The organism is Teretinema zuelzerae (genome assembly GCF_021021555.1).
Lineage (GTDB): Bacteria > Spirochaetota > Spirochaetia > Treponematales > Treponemataceae > Teretinema > Teretinema zuelzerae.
Genome location: NZ_JAINWA010000003.1, coordinates 1,407,940 through 1,422,713 on the forward strand (window position 1 = coordinate 1,407,940; position 14,774 = coordinate 1,422,713).

General features: G+C 58.3%; 13 protein-coding genes. 7 read left to right on the forward strand and 6 right to left on the reverse strand.

Translation table 11 applies throughout. The features are described from left to right. Positions 1-5 precede the first annotated feature (5 nt). From K7J14_RS13455 to K7J14_RS13475, 5 genes are read left to right on the forward strand one after another with little or no spacing between them, the layout of a single operon-like run. On the forward strand, positions 6-1,220 hold the full coding sequence (locus tag K7J14_RS13455) for a SpoIIE family protein phosphatase (RefSeq protein WP_230757369.1): 1,215 nt from the start codon (positions 6-8) through the stop codon (positions 1,218-1,220). A gap of 10 nt (positions 1,221-1,230) precedes the next feature. Continuing rightward, positions 1,231-1,578 carry an STAS domain-containing protein gene (locus tag K7J14_RS13460; RefSeq protein WP_230757371.1) on the forward strand — a complete coding sequence of 116 codons (348 nt, stop codon included), beginning with the start codon at positions 1,231-1,233 and terminating at the stop codon, positions 1,576-1,578. Continuing rightward, positions 1,575-2,135, forward strand: coding sequence for an ATP-binding protein (locus K7J14_RS13465; RefSeq protein ID WP_230757380.1), 561 nt, complete (start codon positions 1,575-1,577; stop codon positions 2,133-2,135). The genes K7J14_RS13460 and K7J14_RS13465 overlap by 4 nt, the downstream gene beginning before the upstream one ends. Further along, a complete protein-coding gene (locus K7J14_RS13470; protein WP_230757383.1) occupies positions 2,132-3,295 on the forward strand; it encodes a PP2C family protein-serine/threonine phosphatase in 1,164 nt (387 codons plus the stop codon). The genes K7J14_RS13465 and K7J14_RS13470 overlap by 4 nt, the downstream gene beginning before the upstream one ends. After that, entirely contained in the window at positions 3,292-3,948 is a 657-nt protein-coding gene (locus K7J14_RS13475) for a zinc dependent phospholipase C family protein (protein ID WP_230757384.1), read from the forward strand. Before K7J14_RS13470 ends, K7J14_RS13475 begins: the two co-directional genes overlap by 4 nt. Here the strand turns inward: K7J14_RS13475 and K7J14_RS13480 are convergent. The 5 genes from K7J14_RS13480 to K7J14_RS13500 form a co-directional block, all read right to left on the reverse strand. Beyond that, positions 3,886-5,985, reverse strand: coding sequence for a glycoside hydrolase family 3 C-terminal domain-containing protein (locus K7J14_RS13480; protein ID WP_230757385.1), 2,100 nt, complete (start codon positions 5,983-5,985; stop codon positions 3,886-3,888). The two genes, K7J14_RS13475 and K7J14_RS13480, sit on opposite strands and share 63 nt — an antisense overlap. Positions 5,986-5,997: 12 nt before the next feature. Next, on the reverse strand, positions 5,998-8,253 hold the full coding sequence (locus K7J14_RS13485; RefSeq protein ID WP_230757386.1) for a methyl-accepting chemotaxis protein: 2,256 nt from the start codon (positions 8,251-8,253) through the stop codon (positions 5,998-6,000). A gap of 193 nt (positions 8,254-8,446) precedes the next feature. Further along, positions 8,447-8,848 (reverse strand): type II toxin-antitoxin system VapC family toxin, encoded by a 402-nt coding sequence (locus K7J14_RS13490; RefSeq protein WP_230757387.1) that lies wholly within the window; start codon positions 8,846-8,848, stop codon positions 8,447-8,449. After that, entirely contained in the window at positions 8,845-9,087 is a 243-nt protein-coding gene (locus tag K7J14_RS13495; protein WP_230757388.1) for a hypothetical protein, read from the reverse strand. The genes K7J14_RS13490 and K7J14_RS13495 overlap by 4 nt, the downstream gene beginning before the upstream one ends. A gap of 145 nt (positions 9,088-9,232) precedes the next feature. Further along, entirely contained in the window at positions 9,233-10,201 is a 969-nt protein-coding gene (locus tag K7J14_RS13500; protein WP_230757391.1) for a glycoside hydrolase family 16 protein, read from the reverse strand. Between the two features lie 98 nt (positions 10,202-10,299). Between K7J14_RS13500 and K7J14_RS13505 the strand changes: the two genes are divergently transcribed. After that, positions 10,300-11,301, forward strand: coding sequence for a LacI family DNA-binding transcriptional regulator (locus tag K7J14_RS13505; protein ID WP_230757394.1), 1,002 nt, complete (start codon positions 10,300-10,302; stop codon positions 11,299-11,301). 173 nt (positions 11,302-11,474) lie between these two features. On the opposite strand, the gene K7J14_RS13510 is transcribed toward K7J14_RS13505, so the two are convergent. Next, positions 11,475-12,395: a glycoside hydrolase family 16 protein gene (locus tag K7J14_RS13510; RefSeq protein WP_230757396.1), complete on the reverse strand. Its 921-nt coding sequence runs from the start codon at positions 12,393-12,395 to the stop codon at positions 11,475-11,477. Positions 12,396-12,675: 280 nt separating this feature from the next. On the opposite strand from K7J14_RS13510, the gene K7J14_RS13515 reads away from it, so the two are divergent. Then, complete coding sequence (locus K7J14_RS13515) at positions 12,676-14,436, forward strand: glycosyl hydrolase family 17 protein (protein ID WP_230757397.1); 1,761 nt, start codon at positions 12,676-12,678, stop codon at positions 14,434-14,436. Positions 14,437-14,774: the final 338 nt, after the last annotated feature.

The window sequence follows — 14,774 nt, forward strand, 5'->3', positions numbered from 1 at the left end:
TTCATATGAAGCAGCACATCGCTTATGAAAGAGCGCTCAGGGCGCTCAGAGAGTTCGACAGGCAGATCGCGGGAGCCGTCACGGTTTCGGGAAACGCGTTCACCGAGGCGGTACGCCTTTCGATCCAGCACTTTGCCGACGCGGATTCGGTTACGCTTCTTTCAGCCCGTTCGGCCCCGCTGGACGGAAGCGCGGGATTCAGCCTTCCGGCGGGAGATCCCGCGGGAATCGTCGGCTCGGAAACGTCTCCGCTATGGAAGGACCTCTTCGCTTCCGGCAGATTCCGCGCGTGCGCCAAAAACGACGGCGAGCTCGTATCGCGAAAATACCGCTCATGGCTCTACATTCCGGTCAGCGCGAAAAAGGAAACCTGGATTGCGGCGGTCGTCGCCCGGAGGGACGGCAAGTTCAGCGAAGCGGAACAGAAGGCCGCGGAGATCCTCGCCGCCCACTACAGCCAGTCCCTCCGCAACATACGGGCGCGAAACCGGAAAACCTCGCGAATCGCCGAAGAAGCCCGCCACGCCATGCTGCTGCATACCCAGGCCTCGGCAACGCGCAGACGGGCGGAAATCCCCGGACTCGCCCTCGCGATGGACTACAGCGCGGGAACCGGAAGCGATCTGGGGAAAACCTGGAAAACGGGACTGAACTCGCTTCTCATCTGCACCTGCGATCTCACCGCTTCGGACGCCGAACGACAGGCGGGAATGATATATCTCGACACCTGGCTCTCGGTCCTCTCGCGCACGACCATGGACGCGAAGGCGATGATCAAACGCATCAACTCGGACATGCTCGAGCGGCCGGAAGAATGCTACGCCTCGCTGGCGCTCGTCAAACACGCGCCCGAGCAATCGGCTCTTGAGATAGCCGGATGCGGGAACATCGGAGCCATTCACTTCAGCCATGAGAACATGGATGCCAAAATATTCGATTTCGGTCCCGCCGCGGGAATCCAGGAAAACGCAGAGATCCTCTCCTACCAGGTTCCGGCCGGCAGCGGCGACATCGTCTGCGCGTTCACCGACGGAATAACCGGAACCAGAAAGCGCAACGGAGATCTCTTCGGCGCGGAAGAAACCGCCGAGATCATTCGAAAGCACTATTACCTTTCGGCTCCCGATCTCGCCGCCAAGATTCTCGCGGCGGTGGAGGAAAAAGAAGAAAAAGGCGTAAACCGCGACGACCGGACAGTGCATGTCCTGAAAATCGAATAGGGGATAATCGATGGAAATAACGACGGAACGAAGGCAGGACATCGTAATCTGCAGGCTGGAAGGCGAGCTCGACATGTACGAGGCTCCGAACCTCCATGCGAAGTATAAAACGATGATCGAGCGCGAGCGGGCCAAGGGGATCATCCTTGACCTCGCAAAGCTGACCTACCTGGACTCGAGCGGCATCGGAGTGCTTTTCCAGCTCTATTCCGACGCCAAAACGAAACAGACGCCCTTCTGCCTGTCGGGAGCGGCGGGCATGGTGCAGCAGCTTTTCAAGCTCAGCAGGATGGCCGCCATTCTTCCGCTCCAGCCGGACGTCCTGGCGGCATTGGACGCCATCAGGAGGCAGTCATGAACGGCTTGCAGACGACGAACGACGCGATTCTCATACAGGACGACCATCCCCTTCTCTCGCGGGCGGGGATGAACTATGCCGTGTTCCCGAGCGATTACCAGCAGATACGCTACTTCACCCTTCTGTTGGTGAAGCAATCGCGGCCGCGCTCCGACGAACGGCTCCTCCTCGAACAGCAGGTGAGCGAGCTGATAAAAAACGCCGTGAAGCACGGGAACAAAAGCGACCCGGCCAGGGAAATCAAGGTGTGGTACCGCTTCACCCGAACCGAAGCCCGCCTCATCGTGGAAGACCAGGGAAGCGGCTTCGCCGACATCGAAAAATGGAATCTCTTCAACAAGAAACGCCTTGAATACATCGACAAGCAGGACTTCGAAGCGTTGATGAGCTACGCCTCGTGGCGCACCAAAAAAAGCGACCCCTACGACGGAGGAAACGCCATGTTCGCGGCCCTCGAGTACTGGAACCGCGGCGTCGTCTACACCTCAAAAAGAAACACGGTAGCGGTCGGGAAACTCTTCGACGAGAACCCGATGGAAACAGAGGAGGAAGAATGATTCTCCGCGAAGCAGAAAGAATCGACGTGTCGGGAGAGCGCATCGCGAAAATCGCGAGCTCGTTCAGCTGCATCCCTTCGGGCACCCCGGTCTACGATCTCTTGAGCGAACTGAAGGAACCCTACCAGCACGCTATCGCGGTGGTAGACTCCGATCTGTTCGTTCTGGGCATCATCGTTCCGCAGGACCTCGTAGAGATTCTCGGGAAGCCCTTCGGGCGGGATTTGCTGAAACGGCAGAAGGCCGACGACATCATGAGGAAGGCGGTCTCCTTCAGATGCGACGAATACATCGAAGAAATCCAGGCGAGGATCGCCGGAGACCTTGAAACCGAACTGGACAGCCGCTACGTCCTCGTCGACCGGAACAGCCGCTTCTGCGGCCATGTCTCTTCCCACGACATTCTCGTCCACGCCCTTGCCGACCACCGCCGGGAAATGGAAACCGCTGCCGCGATTCAAAACCGGCTGGTGCCGCCCTGCGCGACCAGAAGATCGGACAGGGTTTCAATCACCTGCTCCGCGGTCATGGCGCAGGAAATCGGCGGCGACTTTTACTACTCGAAGGAATACGCCGGCGGAAAGTGGTTCTTCTGCCTCTGCGACATATCGGGCAAGGGAACGTCGGCGGCCATCATCACGGCCGTCGTCTCGGGCTTTCTCTACGACGCGGATTTTTCCCGCCCCCTCGATTCGCTCGTCACATCGATGAACACCCTGGTGCTCCGAACCTTCAACCTGGAAAAATACCTCACCGGGTTTTTCGCCCGTTTCGACGAAAAAACAGGAGAACTCGAATACTGCGACATGGGGCACTCCTGGTTCTACGCGATCGAGAACGCACGCATCCAGCAGATTACGGAAACCGCTGACAACGTCCCAGTCGGATTGCTCGAAAATCCTTCTCCCGTCACGCGGACACTCAGGCTGGCCCCGGGAACCGTGCTCGCGGTGCTGAGCGACGGCTTCACCGAGCAGGAGGACACGCGGGGAAGCCGCTTTGAAATCGGAGAACTCGGACCGCTCATCCAGAGGAGCGTGCGTTCGGGAGAAGACCTGGTCCGCGCGAAGATACGCATCCTCGAGCGGTTTTATTCCTTTAAAAAGGACATGCCCCAGCACGACGACATCAGCATGCTCTTCTTCCACTACCTGCCATGACCGGCCGAACGCACGCCTGGCTCGCGGAAATGATCCTTCCCGCGCTCAGGGACGAATGGGGAATATCCTTTTCCCGGAAGGCCTTCGTGCGCGGATCGGTGAAACCCGATCAGGGATGGCTCTTCGTTCGCCATCCGCACTTTTGGAAACGTTCGCGTTCCTTCCTGCTCGCCCTCTGCGGCTCTCTCGCGCGAAGGAGCGTAAAAAGCGGCCGTAAAAACCGCGCCTTTTCGGAAGGACTCGGAATCGCCCTCCACTACGCCGCGGACTTTTTCACCGCGGTGCACAACATCAGCCCGAACAACCTCGTCGCCCACATCGAATACGAAAACCGGCTGGACGCCCTGTTCCGCGAAACTCTCACCGACGAGATGGTGCGCAACACGCTGAAGCTCGCCTCGCGATCGGTGCGCGGCCGGCAGCCGCCGGACGAAGACGAAAAAAAAGGCGTTCACCGCAAAGCCGCCCGGCTTCTGGATGAACGCCATTCCCGATACGTCCCGTCCCGGGATCATCCGGAGCGGGATATTCGGGAAATACTGCTCGTCTGCATGGAACTTGCCGTTCTCGTCATCGACGAAGCCGCGGCCCTATCTGAACGAGACCTCGCCGCGAACCGGAGGAACCGCACCCTTCCGGACGCCGCTTTCTGAAGGCGCCGCGTCGGCAACCGTAATAATCCACTCGCCGAGGCCGGGAACCGTATTCCCCGCCGCATCGACGACCGCGAAGGCGGAATCGTCGAGATCGAACGACGCCTCGGCCTCTCCGCCGGCGGGAACGCTCACCCGGACAAAGCCCCGGAGCGAATACAGCGGATCCTCGGGAGCCGCGTTCTTTTTGCTTACATACAACTGAACAACCTCTTCCGCGTCCCGGCTTCCCGTGTTCTTGACGGGAACCGCTACCGTCAGCGAACCGCCCGCGCGGATTTCCTTCGCGGAAAGCGAAAGAGCGCCGAACTCGAAGCGGGTATAGCTGAGGCCGAAGCCGAAGGGATACAGGGGGTCTGCCTTCATGTACCGGTAGGTGCGTCCCGCCATGTCGTAGCTGTCGTAGGGCGGGAGCTGGTCCGTGGACACCGGGAAGGTGACCGGCAGCTTGCCGGAAGGAACGACGTCGCCGAAGAGAATGTCCGCGACCGCCGCTCCGCCCTGCTCCCCCGGATACCAGGCGAACAGAATAGCGTCAGCGATGTCCTCAGGAACGGATATCGGGCTTCCGCCCGTCAAAACGAGCACGACGGGAGTGCCGCGCGACCGGATAGCCTTGAGGTAGTCCAGCTGCCATTCGGGCAGCTCGATCGAATCCCGGTCTCCCTTGGAAACGCTCGCGATCGCGTCCCCCTCCTCTCCTTCGATCTGGTTGTCCAGTCCGAACACCGCAATGACGAGATCCGCAGCCTCTGCCATGCCGATAGTCCAGCCGTTGTTCCGGTTCTTGTCGTACATGCCGACTCCGGGGTGGTAGTCTACCGTGACGCGGTCCATGCGGCCTGTTTTATCCGCGATTCCCTCGAGTATCGTAACCAGGCGCGGACTCAGTCCGTGATAATTCGCGAGCAGGGTATGGGCGTTCGCCGCTCCCGGCCCGATGAGGAGAATTTTCCTTGCCGAATCGTCGAGGGGCAGGATGTTTCTATCGTTCTTCAAGAGCACGATCGATTTTTCGGCAGCCTTGCGGGAGAGGGCGACATGGGAGTCGCTGTGAACCATTTCGGGGCCGAGCTTGTCCCAGGGACCCGAACCGCTTTCGTCGAACATGCCGAGCCGGAAGCGGGTTTCCAAAAGCCGGCGGAGCGACGTATCGATCGTCTCCATGGAAACGAGGCCGAGGCGGAAGGCCTCCACGAGCACCGGATAGGTGCAGCCGCAGTTCAGATCGCAGCCCATGTTCAGCGCGAGAGCGGCAGACTCCACCGCGTTCCGCGTCACCTTATGGAATTCATGGAAATCGCGGATCGCCCAGCAGTCGGAAACCACATGGCCCTGGAATTTCCAGCGGCCGCGGAGAATATCCTTCAATAATAAAGCGCTGCCGCAGCACGGCTCGCCCAAGGTTCTGTTGTACGCGCCCATCACGGATTCGACCCCGGCGTCTACAAGAGCCTTAAAGGCCGGAAGATAGGTTTCATGGAGATCCTTCAGGGAACACACCGCGTCGAAGGTATGGCGGAGAGCCTCGGGGCCCGAATGGACCGCGAAATGCTTCGCGCAGGCGGCCAGCTTGAGCCGTTCGGGATTGTTTCCCTGCAAGCCCTTCATGAAGGCAATGCCGATGCGGGAAGTTAAAAAGGGATCCTCGCCGTAGGTTTCCTGGCCGCGTCCCCAGCGGGGATCTCGGAAAATATTGATGTTCGGCGTCCAGTAGGTCAAACCGCGGTACTGTCCGCGGTTTCCGCTCGCGCTCGCCCCGTTGTATTTCGCCCGCGCCTCGTCGGAGATCGCGTCTGCCACCTCATGGACAAGCTCCTCGTCGAAGGTCGCGGCCAGCGCTATGGCCTGCGGAAACACCGTAGCCAAACCCGCCCGCGCAACCCCGTGCAAGCCTTCGTTCCACCAGTTGTATTCGTCTATGCCGACATGATCGACCGCGGGGCTCGTGTGCACCAGCTGGGACACCTTCTCCTCCACGCTCATCTTTCCGATGATTTCCGAAATTCTCGCCTGTTCGGCTTCGCTCAACTTCATGCCGGTTCTCCTTTAGCCCAGGGTATTCGCGCTCTGGGCCTTTTCGATGCTCTGCTTCAGCCTGTCGATATTGGCCGAGTTAATTTCCATTATTGTACGCATTTGTCCGATTGCGTTAAAGAGGACGTCCTTCATTCCGCTCTGGCTTTCAAGGCTTTCCCGAATCCGCTCGAAATTGCGGGCGATCTCCTGCAGCGTCCGCTGCAGCTCCTCGTTCATGCCCCGCTCTTCCTTCGAAAGGTTTTCCAGAATATCGGTTTCCTGGAGCATCCTGCCGGCGCTCTGCTCCATGACGCGGCTTTCCGCTTCCTGCTCCTGGACGAGCTTATTGACCGAGGCCGACTGGGACGCGGCCTGATGCGACTTTCTGATGATTTCGTCCAGGGCCTGCTGAACGGCCTCGTGGGTTTTCAGGGTTTCCGCCAGCGCGTCGCTCATCTCCTGCACGCCGGAAAAGCTTTCGCGCACGTTGTCCTGCGACTGGTTCGCGAACTTTCTGATCTCCTGCGCGATGACGGCGAAGCCCTTTCCAGCGTTCCCGTACCGCGCGGACTCGATCGCCGCGTTTATGGAAAGCACGTTCGTCTGCTCGCTCAAATCCGCGATCGAAGTCAAAATGCCCTGAACCCGGGCGGCAGTCGCCTCGACCTTTCCGAGCGCTTCGCGGGAACTTTGCACAACCCGCTTGCTCGCGTCGGCTTCGGAGGCGAGGGCTGATATGAAGCCCGTCGTCTGCTCGACCGAATCGAGGCTGCCGCTCACCCGTTCGCCCAGCTGCTGTAGCGAAGAGGTAACCTCTTTCGCCGAGCGCGTCTGAATCGCGATAGCCTCCGGAACCCGCGATGACGACTCCAACAGCCGCTTCGTGATTTTATCGATCTGCCGCTCGACCGACTCCGCCTGCTGGGCGAAGGCGTCGAGACAGGCACGGTTTTCGCTGCTGTACCGCTCGACCGTGGACAGCGTCTCCGACATCGTATTCGCCAGCGTTGCGGAGGACGACACGAGGCCCTCGGATACTTGGGTCAAATCGGAAACCACGTTGGAAAGAGCCTCGTGCTGGCCTTCCATGATAAGGGCCTGCTTCCGGGTCTTTTTTAGAACAGCGGTTTGGTCGAGAGCCAGAATAAAGAAGATGGAGAGCACGAAGCCCATGTAGCCGTAGGGAACCAGCCAGCACAGCGGCAGCGTGCCTGCCATCGAGACGAGCAGATCGTGGACGCTCGCGGCGACTATCGCCAGAAAGCCGCAGAAGGCGCCGATCGTATCGGGGCCGGGCCTGCGGAAAAGAGCTGCGATCAGCACGCCGAGCGTAAGCAACAGCAAAAACGGAAGCAGCATGCCGGTCGTGTACTGGGCGAAAGGAACATAGAGGCTTTCCTTGTCGTGCGACAAGATGGTTGCAAGACAGGAGGCCAGCACCGGCGCGACGACCGCTGCATGAAGGCCGATCCGTACGCTCTTCCGCTTGGGTTTGAAATCCGCGATCTCGAAGGCGAAGCCCAGCAGAAACAGTATCGTCAGCGGGAGTCCGCAGCGCGAAACCTGATCGAGGAAGTGCATAAGGCGGCCGTCGTGATACGCCGCCATATTAAAGTAAGAAGCGGCGAAGGCGAGGCAGATAAGAATGAACCAGACGTACCGCCGCTCCCGCGAGCCCATGACGTAGAGCAGAAGGAAAAACGCCGCCAGCACGAGGGCGAAGGAGACAGACGCCTGAATCAGACCGATGTTCAGAAGATTGCGGATATAGACTTCACCGCCCAGTTCGTTCCAGTCGCCGATCTTCATCACCGGAAGCGGAGTCACCTCGTACTGGGGAAACACCTCCGCCACCAGCATGTCCCGGCCGGTGATCAGGTCCCCGTCGATGATGAAGCGCGACGCGTGGTACACGGAAGAATTGTAGTAGTCGCCGTGATGTCCGACCCTGCCGATCAACACTCCGTTAAAGTAAAAATCGATGGGATAATCTCCCGCGCTGACGAAAAGCGCGACGTTGCGCCCTTCCCGGGGCCGGTCGATCGAAACCTCTCTGATAAACTCGACGCGCCTGTCCGAAACCGTACCGGAGCGGGGAATGTTGCCGCCGCCGTGCGGAGCGAAGCCCTCAAGGGAGCCGGTGAGGCGGGCGGCTTGAGAATCCGCCTCGCTTTCGCGCGCCATCCACCCGTCGGGTTCAAGCCAGAAATCGTTCGCGATCAAATTCGCCGAACAAAAAAGGGCGCACAGCCCGAAACACGCAACAGCCGCTGATTTTTTGAACATAGATGCCACTCCGCCGATTTAGTCTCCGACTACTATACACCGATTCGGCGCTCTCTACAAATCCAAACCGAGGCAGAACGTCCCTGCAGGGGCGCGGAAACAGGAAGGGCCTGTCCCCTTGCGGAGCCAGACCCTTCCTGTTTCATCTAGGCGCGCAGCCGGCGCGTGCGAAAGTTCAACGGGGCGCGAACTCTTATTCCGCAAGCACCTTGATTTTAAACTCTTTTGCTATCTGGATCATCTGTTTGTCCCGTGTCAGGAGCACCGCGTTATGGCGCCTCGCCGCAACCAGATAAAAGACATCGTACGATGAATGCCGCGTATTTATAGATTCGAGAAATACTTCTCTGCATATATTCTTAGTAACGATGTAGTCGTCCACAAGATCCAAACAATAATCGATTCCCTTCTCGCACGTTGCCTGCTCTATTTCCGAGAAACGCGCATATTTCCAAAACACATTGGTTATCTCTGAGGGATACGTATCGGGAGCGATAACGATATCGGCCGTCGACAGAGCTTCTCTAAACACTGCCGCGTACTCGTTATTCAGCGCGACTTCGATTGCCGCGCTCGCGTCCAGCACCGCGATCATCGGTCCCGATCCTCCCGAATCAAGGCAACCGGATCGCCGACTTTCTCTCCGTCGATATCCAGAGAGCGCATTTCATCAAGCAGCCGCTTTCTGCGTTCTTTGTTTCCCATTTTCGTTTCCATGCTTTCCTTTAGTAACACAATTGTTTCCTGAGCAAGGCTGCGATGTTCTTTCTCCGAAAGATAGGAAAGCCGGGCATACACATCTTCGGGCAAATCCCTCACCTGCAATATAGGCATACAGCGCCTCCTGCATGCATTATAGCATCTTTATGCATGCATTTCAAGAAATCAATACACAGCAGAAAAAAGCCGCGGGCAATCAAAACGCCCGCAGTTGTCAAAAACGGCGGGCGTTGATCGTCTATGAACTATGCGCGGAGGATCAGCGAGTGTAGTGGCGGATCCAGTCGACGTACATGTATTGCGGGAATACGGTGGTTTCGTCGGGGCTTACGGTGAAGTTTCCGCCCACCGCGACGTTGAACAGAACGTAGAATGGCTTGTGGAATTCGTCGCGGGTGTCTTCTGAAATGGACATTTCGCCGAACTGCACGCCGTCGAGCTTCCACACGATTTTTTCCTTGTCCCACTCTATTTCGTAAACGCGGAATTTCTCTCCCATCAGTTCGCCGTTCGGCAGGGTTACGAGGGCCGAGTCGAGGCAAAGATTCTGTTTGCGGGTGTTTCCCGGGCTCGGGTCGTGGTGCAGGGCTCCGGAAACCGTTCCCTGGCCGTAGTTCGGCGCTTTCACGCTTCCAGATTCGAGAATATCGATTTCACCGGCTCCCGGCCACGCGGCATCACCGCCGGTTTCCGAACAGTTGTCTCCCAACATCCAGAAAGCCGGCCACAGGCCTCGCCCGTAGGGAACCTGGATGCGCGCGGCGATCTTTCCGTAGAGGAAGGTTTTTCCCTCGGCGGCGGAATTGCCGTCTTCGCCGCCGGGATTAGAAATAACCCGGGCGGAGGTGAAGCTTCCCCGCATCGAGCCTTCCTTGATCCGCTCGACGGTCAATATCATGTTGCCATCTTCCACCCGGGCTGTTTCAGGCGCAGCGGTATAGCGCTGCAGCTCGTTGTTGTACGGAAACATCATTTTCTGCCGGGTCCATACGTTTTCGTCGAGCGTAGTTCCCTCGAACTCGTCGGACCAGGAAAGCGTCCATCCGTTTCCGGGCTCATAGACGTCCGGGTTTTTAGCCGGGTACTCGAGAACCGACACGCGGGTTTCCCCCGAAGCGGATCCGTCTCCGGCGGATTCGTCCGCAGCGGGGACAGAGGAACAACCGATCAGCATCGCCGAAACGGCAATCGCGCCCAAAATTTTCATCAACCTGCAGTCCTTATTCACATAATCCTCCAAATAAAAAATGTATTCGTATACATATTTATGTTTTTATAACCAAATATGTGATAGCATGTTTCATATATAATCGATCAGGAGCACACATGCCGAATCAAAAAGACGTTGCCAAACTTGCCGGGGTATCAAGCGCTTCCGTTTCGCGATACCTTGCCGATCCCGAGAACGTCGGAGCGGTGCGCGGCAAACGGATACAAAAAGCGATCGACTCGCTCAATTATAAGGTAGACACCGCCGCTCAGGCGCTGAAAACCGGCAAAAGCCATCACATCAGCATTTTAATTCCCGGTTCCGCGCCCTTCTACTGGGTCATCATCCAGAACATTCAACAGCGCCTCAGCGAGTCCGGCTACTACAGCAGCGTCCTGTTCACCCGCCAATACGACCAGGAAATTCCGATCAGCAACGCGATGGTCCACCGGATGCTGCATTCGAACCAGATCGAAGCCTTCATCCACTTTCCCCTCAGCTCGGAGAAGGACAGAATTCTCACCAACTACATCCGCCGGATGCACGACAATCTGCTCGTGGTCGACGACATCCCCGAGGACGACCGCATTCCCTACCTCCTGTTCGACAACTACGGAGCGGGAAAACTCGCGGCCAAGGAATTCGCCGCGAAGGGCCATAAAAAGATTCTACTCCTCACCGGAGACGAGTTCTTCCGCTCGAGCACTGACCGCACCAGGGGCTTTCTCGACGGCCTGCGCGAAGAAGGAATCGAGATCCACGAAGACTACATCCTCCACGCGAGCTTTACCGCTTCCGTGGCATTTCCCCTCTTTATCAACAGCGTGTTCCCGGAGTTCACGGCGGTGCTCGCGCCGAACGACACCACCGCGATAGCCTTCATCCGCGCGGCTCAAATGAAAGGCCTGCGCTGCCCGGAAGACTATCAGCTCATCAGCTTTGACAACAACATCGAATACGCGCCCTACACGACGCCCTCGATCACCAGCTTCAACCAGCCGGTTCACGAAGCGGGCATCCACGCCGCCGAGCTCATACTCGATCTGATCGAGCGCAAGGACGTCGCCCGCGAAACGCTCTACCCGCTAAAGCTGGTAAAGCGCGAATCCTTCCATTAAACAGCCGGATCTGAGCATTCAGACGCCCGGCAATCAGGCATTGCCGCCGAATCGGGCCAGCGATCGGAAGCGGTATCCTTTACGGAAATCGCGCGAGAGCGCAATTTACGTAAAGATACAAGCGGAGAGCGCGGCGCCTGAGCCTTCAGGCGCGGCCCCCAGTCTATTACGTATTACCGGTAGATGCGCACGTAATCCACTCTCATGTCCGCGGGGATGACGGTCGTTTCGTCTACGCGCTTCTTTTCCGAGCCGTTTATCGCGAAGTTGAGGAGGAGGTGGAAGCGCTGGTCGAAGGGGGCGCCGGGTTTGTCGAGAACGTCGGTGCCGGCCTTATTGAGGGTGAACCATTCGTCCATGGGTGCTTCGGTGTATTTGACGCCGTCCACGTACCAGCGGATCGAGGACGGATCCCATTCGACGGCGTAGACATGGTAGTCGTCGGTCATGAGCTTGCCGTCGGGCAATCGGTGGAAGCCGTTCCGGTAGCTGTTGTTGGGCCACACGCCGCCCTGGTGCAGGGTGCCGACAGCCAGGTGGGGATCGGAGCCGAACATTTCCATAATGTCTATTTCGCCGCTCGCCGCCCAGGCGCCGTACGCGTTGTCGGTGGGAAGCATCCAGAAGGCGCTCCACAAGCCGTTTCCGCCCGGAAATTTAATGCGCGCTTCTATTTTTCCGTAGAGAACGTCCACCTTGTCCTTTGAACGAATGCGGGCCGAGGTGAATTTCTTTCCGCGGAAATTCTGTTTTTTCGCGGTGATTACCAGTTCGCCGTTTTCTAATCGGATGTTATCGGGACTGTCTGTGTAATACTGGTCCTCGTTGTTGCCCCAGCCGGACGGAAGGCCGTAGCCTGTGCCGTCGCCGAGCTGGATTTCCCAGTTGTCCGGGTTCAGGGTTTCCCCGTCGAATTCGTCGCTCCACACCAGATTCGTAAAATCCAGCTCCTTCGGTTCGGTCAGGGGCGTCAGCGGCGCGTTTTTCGGGCCGGACGCGCACGAGAGAGAGAACACGGAAAGAAGGGCAAGCGCTGAGACCGCGGCGGCTCTCCCCTTCCGTGAAATATTTTCATTAAAAGTAAACGTATACATTTACAACCTCCTGATAATCGTTATATCATAGAATTACAAAACGCGCATCAAGAAGTTTGTCTGTATACGTATTATTTACCTGACGCGAAGACGCAGGGCGATAGATGAAGGGTGTCGGCGGACAACCCCTGGCGTTGGATCCAGGAGCGCCTCAAGCACTGTTCTTTTTTCGTCTTTCAGAACGCCCAAGGTTGTTTGCGCAAACAGATTTTCTTCCGGCGCGCGATGAAAAAAGCATGAGGCCGCTTACGGCTGAGCGCTTGTACCAAAAGGAGAAGCTATGAAAAAGATTGCGCTAACGCTAATGGCCGCGTCGATCGCCCTGGCGGCGTTCACCGGCTGTTCGCAGACGGGAGACGACGCAGGGGCGTCCGGCACGACAGTCAAGTCGCTGACGGTAACGCCGGCGGAAATAACCGATCTGCAGGTTTCCGATACGGTCACCTTCACCGTGAAGGCGAACCTCTCGGACGGGACGGTAAAAACAGTCAGCCGCGCCTCGTCCTACGGAACTTCGAGCCATTATACAATGGAAGCCAATATTCTTACCGCGACGGCGGAGGGAAGCGGCACGATCGCCGTAACCTACGAGGGAGCGGAAGTTTCCGTCCCCTACACCGTAGTGGATAAATACGAGAGCCTTGCGCTCGTCATTCCATCGCTCTCGGGCGATACGCTAACCGCGGAGATCGGCGATTCAATCCCCGTTACAGCGGTGCTTACCCTCAAGGACGGCACTACGCAGAACGCGACTCCGGCGGACGGCCTCTCGCTGAGCGGTCCCGGCTTTTTCGTCTCGGCCGACGGCGAGGGCTTATTGCTCCGCGCCGTTGACGGCGGAGAGGGCACCCTCGTCGCGACCTTTAAATCGAAGAGCGCGAGCGTAGCGGTGAGCGTTCCCGCCTACGAGTTCGGCTCAAGACGATTCATCCCAGACGACGTGCTCGCCCTGAGGGCCTACAGTTTTTCCGGTTACCGCACCGGCCAGTCTCCGAACGATCAAATATATCCCTCGGTCGAGGAACTCAAGGAAGATCTGGAGCTGATGCACAAGGCGAACATCCATTTTCTGCGCCTCTACGACACCAGCATCCACGCCGAGCGAAGCCTTGAGGCTATGAAGGCGACGGGACATCCGTTCAAGGTGCAGCTCGGCGTCTGGATCGCCGGAAACGACGCGACCCACGGAACGGCGAACTGGAAACAGATCGACGGAGCCATGGCGTTGATTGCCGAGTATCCGGAACTGATCGCGTCGATCAGCGTCGGAAACGAATGCATGGTAGACTGGAACACCTGGGCATGGGCGACCCCGGCGGACATGAGAAAATACATCCAGTTCGTCAGAAGCAACGTCTCCGTCCCCGTAACGACGGACGACAACTGGGAACCCTTCGCCGCGTACGATATCAAGAACGACGAGGGCGAAACCGGCATTATCGCGAAGGGAGTGAAAATATACCGGAACGGCGACGCGAGCGATCCGTATCAAACCGAACAGGTCGCGAAGGTTGTCGACTATATCGCGCTTCATACCTATCCCATCGCCGACACTCCCTGGGGAATCTGGGACTGGGAGCAGAAGGACGTAGCGGCAGGACCCGCGCGCGGAGTCGCGATGATGGATCTGGCGATCAAGGTCGCGAAGAAACAGTATCAGGCCGCCCGGGACAACCTCGATGCGTGGGGATTGACCGACATGCCCCTGATCATCGGCGAAACCGGCTGGAAGCACCGCGACACGAACAGCTGGCCCGGACGCTCGCATCCTGTAAACGCCAAAATGTACTACGACCGGATGATGGACTGGGTGTACGGCAGCGGCCGCGCCGCGGATCAGAGCGACGGACCCTGGGCATGCTTCTACTTTGAAGCCTTCGACGAACCCTGGAAACAGGGCGACGACGGATGGGGTCTCTTTAATGTAGACCGCGAACCGACCTACACGCTCTGGGCCCAAAGCGATTCCGACGAATTCGTGCGCCCCGCTGATTCCCCCGAGTATACCGACGCCGACGTGACGTACTTCGGAAAGGAATAAGACCGGCTGATCGATTAGCCGGAACAGAAAAAACAAAGGGCCGCCCAACCTTGAACAGCGCGAATCGCGTTATTCAGGGCCGGGCGGCCCTTTTTTTGACTGTAAGGCTGCGCGCCGCAGCCCTGCCGCAGAGTTACACGCTAGCGCATAGCGGTAACGCTCGCCGCAGAATTATCCGGCGGCGTTCGGCGATCACGCTCGCCGCTGGCTTGTCCGTCAGCGGCCAGCCGTCGCGCACGGCGCGGCCCTGCCGCAGAGTTACACGCTAGCGCATAGCGGTAACGCTCGCCGCAGAATTATTCGGCGGCGTTCGGCGATCACGCTCGCCGCTGGCTTGT